The sequence below is a fragment of the Pseudomonas sp. XP2 genome (assembly GCF_053557975.1).
Genome location: NZ_JBNRIK010000023.1, coordinates 35,733 through 49,860 on the forward strand (window position 1 = coordinate 35,733; position 14,128 = coordinate 49,860).

General features: G+C 62.2%; 17 protein-coding genes. 11 read left to right on the forward strand and 6 right to left on the reverse strand.

Going from position 1 to position 14,128, the window contains the following annotated elements; translation table 11 throughout:
• Nucleotides 1-257: 257 nt before the first annotated feature.
• Nucleotides 258-1,139, forward strand: coding sequence for a DMT family transporter (locus ACK1VC_RS21670; RefSeq protein WP_016488580.1), 882 nt, complete (start codon nt 258-260; stop codon nt 1,137-1,139).
• A gap of 3 nt (nt 1,140-1,142) precedes the next feature.
• Here ACK1VC_RS21670 and ACK1VC_RS21675 read toward each other — a convergent pair whose 3' ends face one another.
• Together ACK1VC_RS21675 and ACK1VC_RS21680 are read right to left on the reverse strand one after the other, a co-directional pair.
• Complete coding sequence (locus ACK1VC_RS21675) at nt 1,143-1,601, reverse strand: DUF4265 domain-containing protein (RefSeq protein ID WP_024718078.1); 459 nt, start codon at nt 1,599-1,601, stop codon at nt 1,143-1,145.
• Nucleotides 1,602-1,614: 13 nt separating this feature from the next.
• On the reverse strand, nt 1,615-2,490 hold the full coding sequence (locus ACK1VC_RS21680; RefSeq protein ID WP_016488578.1) for a DMT family transporter: 876 nt from the start codon (nt 2,488-2,490) through the stop codon (nt 1,615-1,617).
• 184 nt (nt 2,491-2,674) lie between these two features.
• On the opposite strand from ACK1VC_RS21680, the gene aceK reads away from it, so the two are divergent.
• Nucleotides 2,675-4,384: a bifunctional isocitrate dehydrogenase kinase/phosphatase gene (gene aceK, locus ACK1VC_RS21685; RefSeq protein WP_191086871.1), complete on the forward strand. Its 1,710-nt coding sequence runs from the start codon at nt 2,675-2,677 to the stop codon at nt 4,382-4,384.
• A gap of 129 nt (nt 4,385-4,513) precedes the next feature.
• Here aceK and ACK1VC_RS21690 read toward each other — a convergent pair whose 3' ends face one another.
• Nucleotides 4,514-5,374, reverse strand: coding sequence for a DUF6279 family lipoprotein (locus ACK1VC_RS21690; RefSeq protein WP_145913831.1), 861 nt, complete (start codon nt 5,372-5,374; stop codon nt 4,514-4,516).
• Nucleotides 5,375-5,504: 130 nt separating this feature from the next.
• Between ACK1VC_RS21690 and ACK1VC_RS21695 the strand changes: the two genes are divergently transcribed.
• Complete coding sequence (locus ACK1VC_RS21695) at nt 5,505-6,341, forward strand: CvfB family protein (RefSeq protein ID WP_016488575.1); 837 nt, start codon at nt 5,505-5,507, stop codon at nt 6,339-6,341.
• 5 nt (nt 6,342-6,346) lie between these two features.
• Here ACK1VC_RS21695 and ACK1VC_RS21700 read toward each other — a convergent pair whose 3' ends face one another.
• Both ACK1VC_RS21700 and ACK1VC_RS21705 read right to left on the reverse strand, forming a co-directional pair.
• Nucleotides 6,347-6,727: a hypothetical protein gene (locus ACK1VC_RS21700; protein WP_016488574.1), complete on the reverse strand. Its 381-nt coding sequence runs from the start codon at nt 6,725-6,727 to the stop codon at nt 6,347-6,349.
• Nucleotides 6,728-6,813: 86 nt separating this feature from the next.
• On the reverse strand, nt 6,814-8,286 hold the full coding sequence (locus ACK1VC_RS21705) for a right-handed parallel beta-helix repeat-containing protein (RefSeq protein WP_016488573.1): 1,473 nt from the start codon (nt 8,284-8,286) through the stop codon (nt 6,814-6,816).
• Between the two features lie 243 nt (nt 8,287-8,529).
• On the opposite strand from ACK1VC_RS21705, the gene ACK1VC_RS21710 reads away from it, so the two are divergent.
• From ACK1VC_RS21710 to def, 3 genes are all read left to right on the forward strand, one after another.
• Nucleotides 8,530-8,709, forward strand: a complete 180-nt coding sequence (locus ACK1VC_RS21710) for a CsbD family protein (RefSeq protein WP_016488572.1) — start codon at nt 8,530-8,532, stop codon at nt 8,707-8,709.
• Nucleotides 8,710-8,864: 155 nt separating this feature from the next.
• Nucleotides 8,865-9,824 carry a YihY/virulence factor BrkB family protein gene (locus tag ACK1VC_RS21715; protein ID WP_016488571.1) on the forward strand — a complete coding sequence of 320 codons (960 nt, stop codon included), beginning with the start codon at nt 8,865-8,867 and terminating at the stop codon, nt 9,822-9,824.
• Nucleotides 9,821-10,357, forward strand: a complete 537-nt coding sequence (gene def / locus ACK1VC_RS21720; protein ID WP_016488570.1) for a peptide deformylase — start codon at nt 9,821-9,823, stop codon at nt 10,355-10,357. The genes ACK1VC_RS21715 and def overlap by 4 nt, the downstream gene beginning before the upstream one ends.
• Here the strand turns inward: def and ACK1VC_RS21725 are convergent.
• Complete coding sequence (locus ACK1VC_RS21725; RefSeq protein WP_191086869.1) at nt 10,312-10,680, reverse strand: GNAT family N-acetyltransferase; 369 nt, start codon at nt 10,678-10,680, stop codon at nt 10,312-10,314. The genes def and ACK1VC_RS21725 overlap by 46 nt on opposite strands.
• A gap of 357 nt (nt 10,681-11,037) precedes the next feature.
• On the opposite strand from ACK1VC_RS21725, the gene ACK1VC_RS21730 reads away from it, so the two are divergent.
• The 5 genes from ACK1VC_RS21730 to ACK1VC_RS21750 all read left to right on the forward strand — a co-directional run bounded on the left by ACK1VC_RS21730 (nt 11,038) and on the right by ACK1VC_RS21750 (nt 14,091).
• Entirely contained in the window at nt 11,038-11,295 is a 258-nt protein-coding gene (locus ACK1VC_RS21730; RefSeq protein WP_016488568.1) for a DUF2790 domain-containing protein, read from the forward strand.
• 236 nt (nt 11,296-11,531) lie between these two features.
• Nucleotides 11,532-11,957 (forward strand): YybH family protein, encoded by a 426-nt coding sequence (locus tag ACK1VC_RS21735; RefSeq protein WP_191086868.1) that lies wholly within the window; start codon nt 11,532-11,534, stop codon nt 11,955-11,957.
• 44 nt (nt 11,958-12,001) lie between these two features.
• Complete coding sequence (locus ACK1VC_RS21740; protein ID WP_096426626.1) at nt 12,002-12,346, forward strand: YciI family protein; 345 nt, start codon at nt 12,002-12,004, stop codon at nt 12,344-12,346.
• Nucleotides 12,347-12,367: 21 nt separating this feature from the next.
• The gene (locus ACK1VC_RS21745; protein WP_016488565.1) at nt 12,368-12,853 is read left to right on the forward strand and encodes an SRPBCC family protein; all 486 of its coding nucleotides are present in this window, start codon (nt 12,368-12,370) and stop codon (nt 12,851-12,853) included.
• The gene (locus ACK1VC_RS21750; RefSeq protein ID WP_102689702.1) at nt 12,853-14,091 is read left to right on the forward strand and encodes an RNA polymerase sigma factor; all 1,239 of its coding nucleotides are present in this window, start codon (nt 12,853-12,855) and stop codon (nt 14,089-14,091) included. The genes ACK1VC_RS21745 and ACK1VC_RS21750 overlap by 1 nt, the downstream gene beginning before the upstream one ends.
• Nucleotides 14,092-14,128: the final 37 nt, after the last annotated feature.

Here is a 14,128-nt window from a genome sequence, read left to right on the forward strand (position 1 = left end):
CACAAGCTTTGCCTTCGCGCCAGTCGCGGGCAGGGTCGTGCGTGGCAGCCAGCAGCCGGTCATGATCAGTCATTACCCACCACCTGTCAGTGGCGTTGTAGGCGGCGTAGCTCCGCCTCCTTGCGTGGTCGTGCTGGGCTGATCGGCTTGTTGCCGAACCCCTACGCACACGCAACCTACTGAACACGGTCGGCTACTTCCCCGCTGAAGCGCACGCCGTCCGTTTGGCTTTTCTGCCTACTATCAGGTGGCAATACATGTCTGTCTTTACCAAAGCATCCGTGGCCTCGGCGGCCACGACCAGCCTGTTCGTCCTGCTGTGGAGCAGCGGGGCGATTGTCTCCAAGCTGGGCCTGGCGCACGCCAGCCCGTTCGCCTTCCTGCTGTTGCGCTCGTCGTTGGCCCTCGCGGGCCTGCTGCTGATCGGCCCGCTGCTGGGGCTGCGCTGGCCGCGCAGCCGAGGGGCGATTCTGCGCGCCTTGGGTACCGGGTGCGTGCTGCTCGGCGCCTACCAGATCTTCTACTTGTTGGCGCTCAACACCCATGTCACCCCTGGCGTCATGGCCACGGTCATGGGGGTACAACCAATCCTTACCGTGGTGCTGATGGAGCGTCAGCGCTCATGGAGCCGTTTGTTCGGCCTGGGGCTGGGGTTGGCTGGCCTGATCATGGTGGTGTACCAGGGTATCAACCTGGGAGGGGTCTCGCTGGCGGGGATGCTGTTTGCCCTGCTGGCGCTGGCCAGTATGACCCTGGGCTCGATCCTGCAAAAGCGCATCACCGATAACCCCATGGGCACGTTGCCGCTGCAGTACCTGGCCGGCTTTGCCATGTGCGCGCTGTTCGCACCGTTGCAACCACTGCATGTCGAGTGGGCCGGCGGCTTTGTCGGCGCGTTGCTGTGGATGGGCCTGGTGGTTTCATTGCTGGCGACGTTGCTGCTGTATCGGCTGATCGCCAAGGGCAACCTGGTCAATGTCACCAGCCTGTTCTACCTGGTGCCGGCGGTGACCGCAGTGATGGACTTCCTGATCTTCGGCAACCGACTGGCACCGCTCAGCCTGCTGGGCATGGGGTTGATCGTGGTGGGCCTGCTGTTCGTGTTTCGCAAGCCCGCCGCGCGCCTGGCCGAGGCGTAAGTCCTAGCGGAACTCTTCGGGGATGGCGTGGCGCAATACGCCTTCCTCGAAGTCCAGCAGGCCGGCCTCGCGCTGGGTGAGCAGGTAGTAGAGCAGGGTGTCGAGTGAACGCGCTGGCGGGACTTCGACGGCCAGCATTCTCACGGCCTGCTCGGTTTCGCACTTGCAGCCGAAGTCCTGCAAGGCCGTGCATACCTGGTCCAGGGTTTCCGGTGGCTTTACCAGCACCCGGAATACCGAGCTGCCGCTGCCGCAGCGCAGTGCGTCGAACCAGGTTTCGCCGTTTTCTTCACGGGTGGTTATCACATCACCCGGGGCAATGCCGTAGACATGGAAGGGGATGTTGTCGACGGCATAGCCGCCTTCCACGGCTTTGGCCCATAGGCCTTCGACCGAGGCCGGTGGGTAGCCGTTCTCGTCCTGTTCCAGGCGGAACAGGACCTTCTTGTACGCGCCGTTCATCATGTGCCCCACTTCAGCTGCGCGCCGGGCGCAGCACCAGCCACAGTGCCATGCCAATCAGCAAACCGCCATACAGGTGGCCCATCGACAGTGACTCATCCAGCAGCCAGGCGCCCCACAGTACACCGAACACCGGAATGAGGAAGGTCACGGTGCTGGCCTTTACCGGTCCGATTTCTTCCAGCAGGCGGAAGTAAAGGATGTAGGCGAACGCCGTGCACAACAGCCCCAGGCCCAGCAGCGACAGCCACACCTGCCAGCCGCCCCAGCTGGCGGGTGGCTGGCTCAGCGCGCTCCAGGCGAACACTGGGCTTAGCAGCAAGGTGGCGCCGAGCATGCTGCCCAGCGCCGAAAGGCGGCTGTCCAGGCCGCTGATCCAGCGGCGGGCAAGGAAGCCGGCAAAGCCGTAGCAGGTGGTGGCCGCCAGGCAAGCGAGGGCGCCTTGCAGCAGGGCCATGTCCAACGCGACCGGGCCGGCGCCGCTGAGGATGCCGACGCCAAACAGGCCCAGGAAGATGCCGCACAACTTGGGCAGGGTCATGGGCTCGCGGAAGAACAGCATGCCGATCAGCACGCCCATCAGTGGCGTGGTGGCGTTGAAGATCGCCGAGTAGCCGGCTGGCAATACCTGAGCGGCAACGGAATAGAAGGTGGCGGGGATACCGGAGTTGATCATGCCCAGCACCAGGCAGGCACCCAGCTTGCCCTGGAAGTCCCAACGCACGCGGGCGACCGCGACGATGCCGATCAAGCCCAGGCAGGCAATGGATACCCGGAAGAACGCGGTCGGCACCGTGCCCAGCTCGGGGGCGATGATGCGCATGAACAGGAAACTCGCCCCCCAGACGGCAGCAAGGGTCAGCAGGCGGGCTAGGGCGATGGGGCTCACGGCGGTCTCCGGGTACAGGGCAGGGCGCGAGTGTACGCCAGGGGGCGGGGGGATTCTTGTGCTTTCTTGCGGTGCAATCCATTGCGGCCTGCAAGGGCCATGCAGGCCTTCGAGGTGTGGCATTAACCCATGACCACAAGGGCGGCTAAGCTCAGTACTCAATCTTTGCACCGAGGCCCACCGCATGACCCAGCACTGGCCTGCCGGCGAGATCGCCCGGATGATCCTCGATGGCTTCGACGACTATCGCGAGCATTTTCGCCGCATCACCCTAGGCGCCCGCGAGCGCTTCGAGCAGGCGCGTTGGCAAGATAGCCAGCGGGCAGCCGCTGCCCGTATCAACCTGTACGAACAGAAGGTCGGTGAGGTCAACGGCTGGTTGCGTGATGCGTTCGATGACGAGGTGCTGCTGGAGGTCGAGCAGTGGCCTCTGGTTAAAAGTGCCTACATAAGCCTGATCGACCGGCGCCTGGACGATGAGCTGTCAGAGACCTGGTACAACTCATTGTTCTGCAGCCTGTTCAGCCATGACCAGATCAGCGACGGCTGCATGTTCATCCACACCACCCGGCCGTCCATCCGCAGCCACCAGCGCGCCACGCAAACCTGCACCTATCGCCCCGATGGCAATCTGCAGGGCCTGCTACGGGCGATTCTTTCCGACTATGCATTCGCCTACGGCGACCTTGAAAGCGACGTGTCACGCCTTGAGGAGCAACTGCGCGAATGCCTGCCGGATTGGGTGTGCAAAGACCCGATGCTGGCAGTGGAGCTGTTTTCGCCGGTGCTGTACCGCAACAAGGGTGCCTACCTGGTCGGCCGGTTGTACAACAGCGATGAGCAGTGGCCGCTGGTGATACCGCTGCTGCACCGCGAAGGGCATGGTATCGAGGCCGATGGGCTGATCACCGACGAGGCCGAGGTGTCGATCATCTTTTCCTTCACCCGCTCCTATTTCATGGTCGATGTGCCGGTACCGGCAGAGTTCGTCAACTTCCTCAAGCGCATCTTGCCGGGCAAGCACATTGCCGAGCTGTACACCTCCATCGGTTTCTACAAGCACGGCAAGTCGGAGTTCTACCGGGCGCTGATCAACCACCTGGCCGGCAGCGAAGACCGCTTCGTCATGGCGCCTGGGGTGCGCGGCATGGTCATGAGCGTGTTTACCCTGCCGGGCTTCAACACCGTGTTCAAGATCATCAAGGACCGCTTCTCGCCGTCTAAAACCGTCGACCGCGCCACGGTGATCGACAAGTACCGGCTGGTGAAAAGCGTCGACCGCGTGGGGCGCCTGGCCGATACCCAGGAGTTTGCCGATTTTCGCTTCCCACGGGGCAAGTTCGCGCCCGAGTGCCTGGCCGAACTGCTGGAGGTAGCACCGTCGACGGTGGTTTTGGAGGGTGACACGGTACTGATCCGCCACTGCTGGACCGAGCGGCGCATGACGCCGTTGAACCTGTACCTGGAGCATGCCAGCGAAGGCCAGGTGCTGGAGGCGCTGGAGGATTACGGCCTGGCCATCAAGCAACTGGCGGCGGCTAACATTTTCCCCGGCGACATGTTGCTGAAGAACTTTGGCGTGACCCGCCATGGCCGGGTGGTGTTTTACGACTATGACGAGATCAGCTTCCTGACCGAAGTGAACTTCCGCCACATTCCGCCACCGCGTTACCCCGAAGACGAGATGTCGGGCGAGCCGTGGTACTCGATCGGGCCGCATGACGTGTTCCCCGAAGAGTTTCCGCCGTTCCTGTTTGCCGATATTGGCCAGCGGCGGTTGTTCAGCCGCTTGCACGGGGAGTTGTATGACGCGGATTACTGGAAGGGGCTGCAGGCAGCGATTCGTGAGGGGAAGGTGATTGATGTGTTTCCCTACCGGCGCAAGGCCCGGTAAATGCTTGGCCTGTCTTGGCCCTGTCGCCGGCAAGCCAGCTCCCACAGGATTACCACAGAGCTGAGCGTTCTCGGGGACCTGTGGGCGCTGGCTTGCCGGCGATAGGGCCAGGGCAGGCAACCAGTGACTTCACCCCTTCAAACACTTCAATTCACTGAAATCAGTCCGCACCTTGCCCAGCTTTTCTTGCAAGAACCGCCGCTGTTGCGGGGTGCTCAGCTGCACCAGGTCCACCAGCAGGCTGCGCGCCTGTTGTTCGGTATTTTGAAACGCTGAGCGGTATTCAGGCGTCCACAGACTTTCCTTGCGCTGCAACAGTGTCGCCAGGCGTGGTTCAAAGCTGGCGTCATTGCGCTGGTTCATCGCCAGCAACAATTGCTGCTGCCAGTGGGCGCGGTTGGCGATCCATTCGCGGTTCTGGTCGCCCAACGCTGTGGACCAGGCCTGGACCCGTTGCTTCTGTGCTGCCGACAACTCGCCGAACCACGGGGTCAGGCGTTTCTCCATGCGTTCGCTACGGCGGGCGATCTGTTTGGGCAGCGGCGTATCCACGTACTTTTTCTGCCGTTCGCTGATGTCATCGCGGAACGCTTCGCGCATCTGCGCCACTTGGGTATCGCTCATGCCGCGCAACAGTTCAGTGGCCGATGGGGTGATTTCCTCTGCCACCCGGTCAATCGCCTCACGGGCCTCACGGGTACGTTGCTGCAGGGCCTGGTCGGTCACTTGGCCATCGGCGACCATGCCGCGTACCCGGTCCAGCCAGTCGAGGTAGCCGGGCAGCTGGGTCTTGCAATGCCAGGCCAGGTGCTCGCGCAAGCGGTCGTCGAGCAAGGCCTTCTGCTCGCTGTTCATGTCCAGGTAATCGCCCAGCGACCACGGCACCAGGCGGTCGAGGTTGCGGTAGGCCAGGTCGATGCGGCTGCAGGCGGCCACGGCCAGTGCGAAGCCGACGGCGACAAGCAAGGCTTTGAGCAGGCGTAGCGGCATGTGCTGTTCCTTCCTCAGTCTGGCCAGAGGGTAGACGCAAGGGCGGGCTGGCGGTTCAACTGTATCAGTGGTCGGGCCATGCGGTGGCTTCAGGTGTAGAATAGCCGCCTTGTCTTGAGGATCATCGGAAATGGCTCTGCTTGGGCGTTACAACAGTTTGCAAATCGTGAAACACGTGGACTTCGGTCTGTACCTGGACGGCGGCGCCGATGGCGAAATCCTGCTGCCGGGGCGCTACATCCCGAAAAACGCCGAAACCGAGGTGGATGACTGGCTGAACGTGTTCATCTATCTGGACAGCGAAGACCAGCTGATCGCTACCACTGAAAAGCCCAAGGTTCAGGTGGGTGAGTTTGCCAGCCTCAAGGTCAAGGACATCAACGGGGCCGGTATCTTCCTGGACTGGGGCCTGCCCAAGGACCTGCTGATGCCGTACTCGGAAGAGGCTCGGCAGCTGAAGATCGGCGATTACTGCGTGGTGCACGTCTACCTCGACAAGCGCACCCGCCGCATCACCGCCACGTCGCGCCTGGACCGTTACCTCGACGTCACCCCGGCCGACTACAAAGTCGGGCAACCGGTCGAGTTGCTGGTGGCCGGCGAAACGCCGATGGGCTTCAAGGCCATCATCAATAACCGCCACTGGGGCCTGATCCACAAGAATGAGGTGTTCAAGTTCCTGCGTTCGGGCATGCACGAAAAGGGCTTCATCAAGGAAGTGCGCCACGACGGCAAGATCGCCCTGAGCCTGCAACCGGTGGGTGCGGCCCTGGCTGACAGCCTGCAAGAGCAGATCATGGCGCGTCTGGAGGCTGAAGGTGGGGTGTTGGGCGTGTGCGACAAGAGCGACCCGGCGCTGATCAGCAAGCTGTTCAACGTCAGCAAGGGCAACTTCAAGAAGGCCATCGGCGCGTTGTTCAAGCAGGGCCTGATCGTCATCCATGACGACCGTATCGAGAAGGTCTGACCGCCTTAAGCCTGCACGAAGTTGCGGAAGTCCAGCTGCTCGCCACCCGGGCGGGTGTCGCGCAGCAGCGAATCGCGGTCGGCGCTGAGCGCAAGGCTGATGGTGGAACGGCGCTTGCCGGGCTTGCGCACTTCCATCTGCTCCAGGTGAGCCTTGAGGAAGTTGGTGGGCACCTTCAGGTGCTGCAGCTCATCGCTTTCTGGCGTGTGCAGCAGCAGGTTGACCCAGTCGGCCTGGCCCTTGCCCAGCAGCGCCACAGGCACTTCGAACCACCACAGGTTGCGTTTGTTGTCCAGGATGGCGAACAGCGTATTGCTGCTGTTCAGCACCGGCTTGGCCAGTGCTTCGTTGCGCCGGGCGATGGCGGCGGGTTTGTCGAGTTTCATGCAGGTTCCTGCGGGTTGACGCTATGAAGGCCTGCATTGTGAGGGGTGGCACCGGGCGGGGCAAGCCCGCGAACAGGCCGGTAGCGTTAACGCCGAACCGGCAGGCTCAACTCGGATGTTGCCCCGTCAGCTGTCGTCACGGTCGCAGTAAAACTGCGCAGCCCGCCGATGCCCTCCAGCACCTGCGCAAACCGCGCCTGGCCCTGCTTGTCACTGTTCACCAGCACCTCCCCGAGGTACTGCTGCGCCTCGGTGCCATCCGCCTCGGCATTGCCAAACAACTCCACCCGCAGCAGGCTCGACGCCGGCCCCTGCACTTCACCACGCAACACATTGCCTTGCAGCGCAATCAGGTGTGGCGCTTGCTGGTTATGGTTGGGCAGCGGTTGGCAAGGCTTGGGCTCGCCGTTGGCATCGCAGATGATTGCCTGGTCTTTCTTCGGCAAGTCGGCCCCCACCCCGCGCGAGCCCACATACAGCGCATGCGCCTGGGCCGGTACGCCAAACACGATGGCGCCTGTGCGCTGGCCCGGCACGCACGAACCGCCAGCTTCGCAGCGGCGGATATCCTGGCTGTTACCCCAGATGCGATTGCCGCTCAGGCGTGTGGCGGTGGCCTCCGGCTCCGGGCGCAGTGCCACGCCGATGCGGTTGCCGTGGATCAGGTTGCCGTCGAGGATGTTGCCATCGCCGGTAACGCTGACGCCGATCGAGTTACCAGTGAACGTGTTGGCAGCCAGGTAGTTGCGCTTGCCCCAGTTGATCTGCAGGCCGTCGGAGTAGTTTTCGAAGCGGTTGCGCACCACGCTGTTGTCGTTGCCCAACAGAATCTCGATACCCTGCGATGGCTCGGGGTTGGCCGAGGTGGAGCGGAACAGGTTATCGGCCACCAGGTTGAATGCCGCGCCGCGGGTCAGCTCCAGGCCGTCGCCATTGTCGATCAGCTGGTTGCGCAGCACCTTGTTGTTGTTCGTGGTGGTAGCGGTGGGGTTACCCGCGCCGTCGTCACCGGTCAGCATGATGCCAGCGCCGCCCTTGTTGGCGATGATGCGGTTGTCTTCGATCACGTTGCCACTGGCGCGGTTGACCAGGATGCCGATGCAAAAGTTGCGCACTTCCAGGCCGCTCAGGTGCACGCCCTGGGTGTCGCGCAGCACCAGCCCGGGGTTGGTGGTGGTGCGCACGTTGGTGCCGAACTGGCCGGGCAGGGCGCCGGGGCAGGTGCGTACGCCCTGGTCCTTGATGTAGGCCGAACCGTCGATGGCGATGTACTGGCCATCGCGCGCCCAAGGCAGGCCGGTGATGCGCACCGGGCCCTTGATGTCTGGGAGCGCACGGCTGGGGCGAATGATGTAAGGCGGTTTGCCGACAGCGGCAATGTCGATGCTGTAGTGGCCGGGGTTCTGGTTGCTGGTTTCGATGGCCCAGCGCAGCGAACCGGGTTGGCTGTCGTCGGCGTAACGCTCGACACGCAAGGTTTCGGAGTTGGCCGGTGCAGCGGCCAGGGCGGGCAGGGGGAGCAGTGGCAGCAAGGCCACCAGTGCAGGCATCAGACGCATGGGTGCGGGTATCCGGAAAACATTGTTCTTATCGAGTGCCAGCCTGCTGTGGGCGGACGTTTGCGGGGATTCTAGGGCAGCTGTGCTGGCTGCGTAGGTGCGCCGGGGTGATTTGGTGCGGTATTCGCCCGCAGTTTTACCGTTCGGCTTGCGAATGGAAAATTCGTTGAAACTCCTGGCGAGGGTGTTGGGTCCACCTTCTGTCGACACGGTTCACGTGTCTCCATTTGCAGGAGTTTTGCCATGAGCGGTACTAAAGACAAAGCGAAAGGTCTGGCCAACGAAGCAATCGGCAACGTGAAACAGGGTGTTGGCAAGGTAACCGGCAACGACAAGCTGCGTGCAGAGGGCAAGGCGCAGGAAGTCAAAGGCGAGGCGCAGCAGATCAAGGGCGATGTAAAGGACGCGGTGAAAAAGCCTTGATTTGAGCAACCTGTACCGGCCTCTTCGCGGGCAGGCCCGCGAAGAGGCCTATAAGGGCTTGAACCTTTTCTGATGCATTGGCCGGGAGCAGCACAGCAGCGGTATGGTCTATTAGACTTGTCTGTTGAATCGATCGAGCGGCGAAAGGAGACGCTATGATTTTTTCCGCCCTGCAGGGCCTGCCCTTGCACCGCGTGCTGGTGCGCACCGTCAAGGAATTCCTTGATGACGAAATGTCCACCTATGCCTCTGCGCTGGCTTACCAAGCACTGTTTTCGCTGTTCCCTTTCTTGCTGTTCCTCATTGCCCTGATTGGTTTTCTGCATTTGCCGGACTTCTTTTCCTGGCTGCGGCTGCAGTCGGAACTGGTACTGCCACCGCAGGCGCTGGAACAGGTCAACCCGGTGATCGACCAGTTGCAGCAGTCCAAGGGCGGGCTGTTGTCGGTGGGTATCGTGATTGCCTTGTGGACCGCATCGGCCGGCGTACGCCTGATGATGAGCGCGATGAACGCTGCTTACGATGTGCCCGAAGGCCGCCCGGTTTGGAAGCGTATCCCGCTTTCCATTTTCTACACCATCGGCCTGGCCGGCATGTTGCTGGCGGCCGCAGCACTGATGGTACTGGGCCCGCAGGTGATGGAATGGATCGCCGCCCAGATTGGTATGCAGGAGTTCATCGTCACACTCTGGACCATCCTGCGCTGGCCAGTGATCATCATCTTGCTGATGGTGGCAGTGGCCCTGATCTACTACGTCATGCCTGACGTGAAACAAAAGTTTCGCTTCATTACACCCGGTTCGGTGCTGGCAGTGGTGGTGTGGATCGTGGCTTCCCTGGGCTTTGCTTATTACGTGAAAACATTTGCCGACTACAACGCGATGTACGGCAGCATTGGTGCAATCATCGTGCTGTTGCTGTATTTCTATATTTCCGCTGCCGTATTGCTGCTGGGCGCGGAGATGAACGCGGTGATCGAGCACATGTCGAGCGAGGGTAAAAACCCTGGTGAGAAAGATTTCGAAGGGCACAAGGCTCCGCAAACCATCACCGTGCTGGGCCATGAGCACCCGCAACCCAGCGAGCACCAACCTTCCGAGCCGAACCCCAGATGATCCGTGACATTCTAAAGATGGGCGACGAACGCCTGCTGCGCATCGCCCCGCCCGTGCCCGAGCACATGCTCGGCACTGTCGAACTGCAGCAACTGATCGACGACATGTTCGAAACCATGCGCCATGTGGGCGGCGTAGGCTTGGCCGCGCCACAGATTGGTATCGACCTGCAGTTGGTGATTTTCGGCTTCGAGCGCAGCGAGCGCTACCCGGATGCCGAAGCGGTGCCGCAGACCATTTTGATCAACCCGGTCATCACGCCGATGTCCACTGAAGTGGAGGACGGCTGGGAAGGTTGCCTGTCGGTACCGGGCCTGCGCGGTGTGGTGCCACGCTTCAAGCATATCTGCTACGAAGGGGTCGACCCCCAAGGCAACCCGATCAACCGCTTTGCCGACGGTTTCCATGCGCGGGTGGTGCAGCACGAGTGTGACCACCTGATCGGCCGGCTGTACCCATCGCGTATCCAGGACTTTGCCAAGTTCGGCTACACCGAGGTGCTATTCCCCGGGCTCGAGGTCAGCGACGACTGACCCCGCTGCAGGGCTACCAGGCGTTTGCTGCGCTGGTAGCGCTGCAAGCGGCTGGCCAGGGTTTCGGGCAGTTGCCCGGCCACGTGGAAACCCAGGCGCTGATAGAAGGGCGCCAGGTCCGGGTGGCAGAACAGCCAGGTTGGTCCGCCAGCGTGCTGCAGCGCCGCGTCGATCAACCGCCCGGCCACCCCTTGGCCGCGCTGTTGCGGGTCGACGAACAGCCCCGTCAGCCATAATCCTTCGCCTACCGCACTGAGGCTCAAGCCCGCAATGATGCCTGGGGCGCGTGCCACCCACAGTTCAGCGTCGCTTGCAGCACGCATGCGCGAGCCGTGTTGGCGGTAAAAATGCTCCAGCAGCCGGCGTTCTGTGGCCGCAAGTGTCGAGCAGTGAATATTTTTTAATGAGATGACGAGTCCTTCCCTGAAAACTGGCCAAAGGCTCTGGCCTGAGATGTTGCGGCCATTTTGACGCAGATTGTTGCAAATCGGGCAACGGTGAATATCCGAGTTCAGGGTTCAACTATTGGCAACCGGGAGTAGAATTTTACTCATCCCCCCTGGCAGTACGAAGCGGGATCGGTACTTCGTGCCATCTTCACCGTAGATGGCAACTTCTCCGCGCCGGGTACGGCAATAGAAGTCAATCGATCAGCTTGAATGCTCAAAAGGCACACTCACATGAAACCATTACTGATTCTTGCATTGGTCGGTATGTCCTCGTTCGCCCTTGCCGATGAGGTCAAACCCGTCTCCAGCGAGCCTGTGGCCCAGCAGTACGACTACTCCATGAACCTGGACATCAAGCGGGTGATCAACCTGTCGACCATCCCCAATGTCTGCGAAGTGGTACCTGCGACCATGACCTACGAAGACCACCAGGGCCAGGTGCATACCATCCAGTACCGGGCTATGGGTGAAGGTTGCCAGCAAGGTTGACCAACAGGTATCCACTGTAGTTGCTGATGGCCTCATCGCCGGCAAGCCAGCGCCCACAAGGTTGTCGCAGCATTTGCATGTTGTGCTACCCCTGTGGCAGCTGACTTGCCGGCGATGGGGCGATCAGCATTCAGAATATTTTCAAGCGTTGTCGATTACTCTGCTCTCCGTTCGACCATAGGTGAAGGCACGCCGCACTGCGTGTCAAAACCCTACGTACTGTCGGAGGCACCCCGATGAGCACCGCAGCCGAAACCGAGATCCGCCAACTGATCGAGCGCTGGATGCAGGCCGTGCGCGATCGCGACATCCCCAGCATCACCGCCCCCTATGCCGATGACATCGTTGCCTTCGATGCCATCCAGGCCCTGCAATTCAAAGGCAAGGCCGCCTACACGGCGCACTGGGAAATGTGCATGGGCATGTGCACCGGGCCCATGGTCTTCGAACTTGCCCAGCTTACCGTCCACGCCGATGGCGACCTGGCCCTGGCCCACTGGCTGAACCGCTGCGGCCCAGGCGACGACGAAAGCCAGAGCGGCTTCATGCGCGCGACCGTGGGCTATCGTCGTCAAGGTGGCCAGTGGCGGGTGATCCACGAACACTGGTCGGCACCCTTCGACATGGAGACGCAAAAAGCCCTGTTCGATCTCAAGCCCTGAGCCGTTATCGCCAAACGCACTTTGCCGATGCCCTGGAGGCGACCATGAAATACCTGTGCCTGGTCTATTGTGACGAGGGGCTGCTGCATAGCTTGCCCGACAGCCCGGAAGACGCCGAATGCCTGGCCTACGCCGAAGCCGTACTTGGCTCGGGGCGAATGCTGGCGGCCGAGGCGCTCAAGCCTGTGCAGACCGCCACCACGGTACGTGTGCGTAACGGGCACATGAGCCTGACCGACGGCCCGTATGCCGAAACCAAGGAGCAACTCGCCGGCTTTTACCTGGTGGAGGCCCGCGACCTGAACGAAGCGCTGAACATCGCCAAGGGCATTCCTGCGGCACGGGTCGGCAGTGTCGAGGTGCGACCGGTGCGTGAACTGCAACCCTGACAGCTACGGAGAACCATCAGCATGAGCCTTGCACACCCCGCGCAAGCGCAACACGAGTTGTCCATCAGCCGCCTGATCGACGCACCGCCGGCCAAGGTGTTTCGCGCCTGGAGCGAACCCCATTGGCTGATGCAGTGGTGGGGGCCGCATGGCATGACCACCCCGGAGTGCGAGATGCAGTTGTGGATCGGGGGGGTATTCCGCACCCTGATGCGAGCGCCGGATGGTAGCGAATACCCGACCCAGGGCGTGTTTCTGGACATTGCCGCGCCGCGACGGTTGGTGTTCACCGATGCCTTTGGCCCCGGTTGGGTGCCGTCAGAAAAGGCCTTCATGACCGCCGTGATCAGCTTTGACGAGGAGCAGGGCAAAACCCGCTACACCGCCCGCGCCTGGCACTGGAATGCTGCTGACTGCCGGGCCCATGAAGAAATGGGTTTTTATCAGGGCTGGGGAGAAAGCCTGGACCGCCTGGTGGAGGTGGTGACCCAGCGGATGCCCGACTGATGACAGCCCTGGCGCAGGTGCGCGCCGAAGTCGAGTCGGTGTACCGGCGGGAGTCGCGGCGCATCCTGGCGACATTGATCCGCCTGCTGGGTGATTTCGACCTGGCCGAGGAGGCCATGCATGATGCCTTCTTCATCGCCGTCGAGCGCTGGCAGCGTGATGGCATCCCCGAGAACCCACGGGCGTGGCTGGTCTCCACCGGGCGCTTCAAGGCCATCGATGCACTGCGCCGACGCGCACGTTTCGATCGCTCCCAGGCAGACTTGAGCATGCTGCTCGACGGCCAGGGGCAGGACCCCAGCGAAGAAGAGTTGTTGGCGGATGACCGCCTGCGGCTGATTTTCACCTGTTGCCACCCGGCGCTGTCGGCCGATGCCCAGGTACCGCTGACCCTGCGCGCAGTCTGCGACTTGACCACCGAGCAGATTGCCCGCGCCTTCCTGCAAAGCCCGACTACCATCGCCCAGCGCATCGTGCGCGCCAAAGCCAAGATCCGCGATGCCGGCATCCCCTACCAGGTACCAGCGTTGAGCGAACTGCCCGAGCGCCTGGAGAGCGTGTTACGGGTGATATACCTGGTGTTCAACGAAGGCTATTCGGCGTCGTCGGGCGAGTCACTGCTGCAGCAGGAGCTGAGCGATGAAGCCATTCGCCTGGCGCGGCTGCTGGTGCAATTGTTGCCTGATGCGGAGGCCAACGGCCTGCTGGCCTTGATGCTGCTTCAGGCATCGCGGCAGCAGGCGCGCACCGATGCCCAGGGCAACCTTGTGCTGCTGGAACAACAGGACCGCAGCCTGTGGGACCGGCAACGCATTGACGAGGGCTGCGAGCTGGTGCGCCAGGCCCTGCAAAGCCGGGCGTTCGGTGCCTACACGGTGCAGGCAGCGATCGCCGCTGTGCACGCTGAAGCGGCAACCGCAGAAGAAACGGACTGGGTGGAAATCGTCGGGCTGTATGATGTGTTGCAGCGGCATTGGCCGTCAGCGGTGGTGGAACTGAACCGGGCGGTGGCGCTGGCGAAGCGCGATGGGCCGCAAGTGGGCCTGCGGGAAGTCGAAGGGATTCTGGCGCGCGGTGATCTGCTGGACTATCACCTGGCGCACGCGGCGCGGGCCGAGCTGCATTACCAGTTGGGGCAGGTGGAGGAGGCGCGTGCGGCCTGGCGCCAGGCGCTGGCGCTGACCCGGCAGGCGCCGGAGCGGCGGCATATCGAGCAGCGGCTGAAAGTCATCGAGTGATGTTGGCTGCGCTGGCCTCTTCGCGGGTAAAACCGCA

Coding starts and splice junctions, on each gene's coding strand:
- ACK1VC_RS21670 (WP_016488580.1), top strand. CDS start 258: ATGTCTGTCTTTACCAAAGCATCCGTGGCCTCGGCGGCCACGACCAGC.
- ACK1VC_RS21675 (WP_024718078.1), bottom strand. CDS start 1,601: ATGAACGGCGCGTACAAGAAGGTCCTGTTCCGCCTGGAACAGGACGAG.
- aceK (WP_191086871.1), top strand. CDS start 2,675: ATGACCCAGCACTGGCCTGCCGGCGAGATCGCCCGGATGATCCTCGAT.
- ACK1VC_RS21690 (WP_145913831.1), bottom strand. CDS start 5,374: ATGCCGCTACGCCTGCTCAAAGCCTTGCTTGTCGCCGTCGGCTTCGCA.
- ACK1VC_RS21695 (WP_016488575.1), top strand. CDS start 5,505: ATGGCTCTGCTTGGGCGTTACAACAGTTTGCAAATCGTGAAACACGTG.
- ACK1VC_RS21700 (WP_016488574.1), bottom strand. CDS start 6,727: ATGAAACTCGACAAACCCGCCGCCATCGCCCGGCGCAACGAAGCACTG.
- ACK1VC_RS21705 (WP_016488573.1), bottom strand. CDS start 8,286: ATGCGTCTGATGCCTGCACTGGTGGCCTTGCTGCCACTGCTCCCCCTG.
- ACK1VC_RS21710 (WP_016488572.1), top strand. CDS start 8,530: ATGAGCGGTACTAAAGACAAAGCGAAAGGTCTGGCCAACGAAGCAATC.
- ACK1VC_RS21715 (WP_016488571.1), top strand. CDS start 8,865: ATGATTTTTTCCGCCCTGCAGGGCCTGCCCTTGCACCGCGTGCTGGTG.
- def (WP_016488570.1), top strand. CDS start 9,821: ATGATCCGTGACATTCTAAAGATGGGCGACGAACGCCTGCTGCGCATC.
- ACK1VC_RS21725 (WP_191086869.1), bottom strand. CDS start 10,680: ATGCGTGCTGCAAGCGACGCTGAACTGTGGGTGGCACGCGCCCCAGGC.
- ACK1VC_RS21730 (WP_016488568.1), top strand. CDS start 11,038: ATGAAACCATTACTGATTCTTGCATTGGTCGGTATGTCCTCGTTCGCC.
- ACK1VC_RS21735 (WP_191086868.1), top strand. CDS start 11,532: ATGAGCACCGCAGCCGAAACCGAGATCCGCCAACTGATCGAGCGCTGG.
- ACK1VC_RS21740 (WP_096426626.1), top strand. CDS start 12,002: ATGAAATACCTGTGCCTGGTCTATTGTGACGAGGGGCTGCTGCATAGC.
- ACK1VC_RS21745 (WP_016488565.1), top strand. CDS start 12,368: ATGAGCCTTGCACACCCCGCGCAAGCGCAACACGAGTTGTCCATCAGC.
- ACK1VC_RS21750 (WP_102689702.1), top strand. CDS start 12,853: ATGACAGCCCTGGCGCAGGTGCGCGCCGAAGTCGAGTCGGTGTACCGG.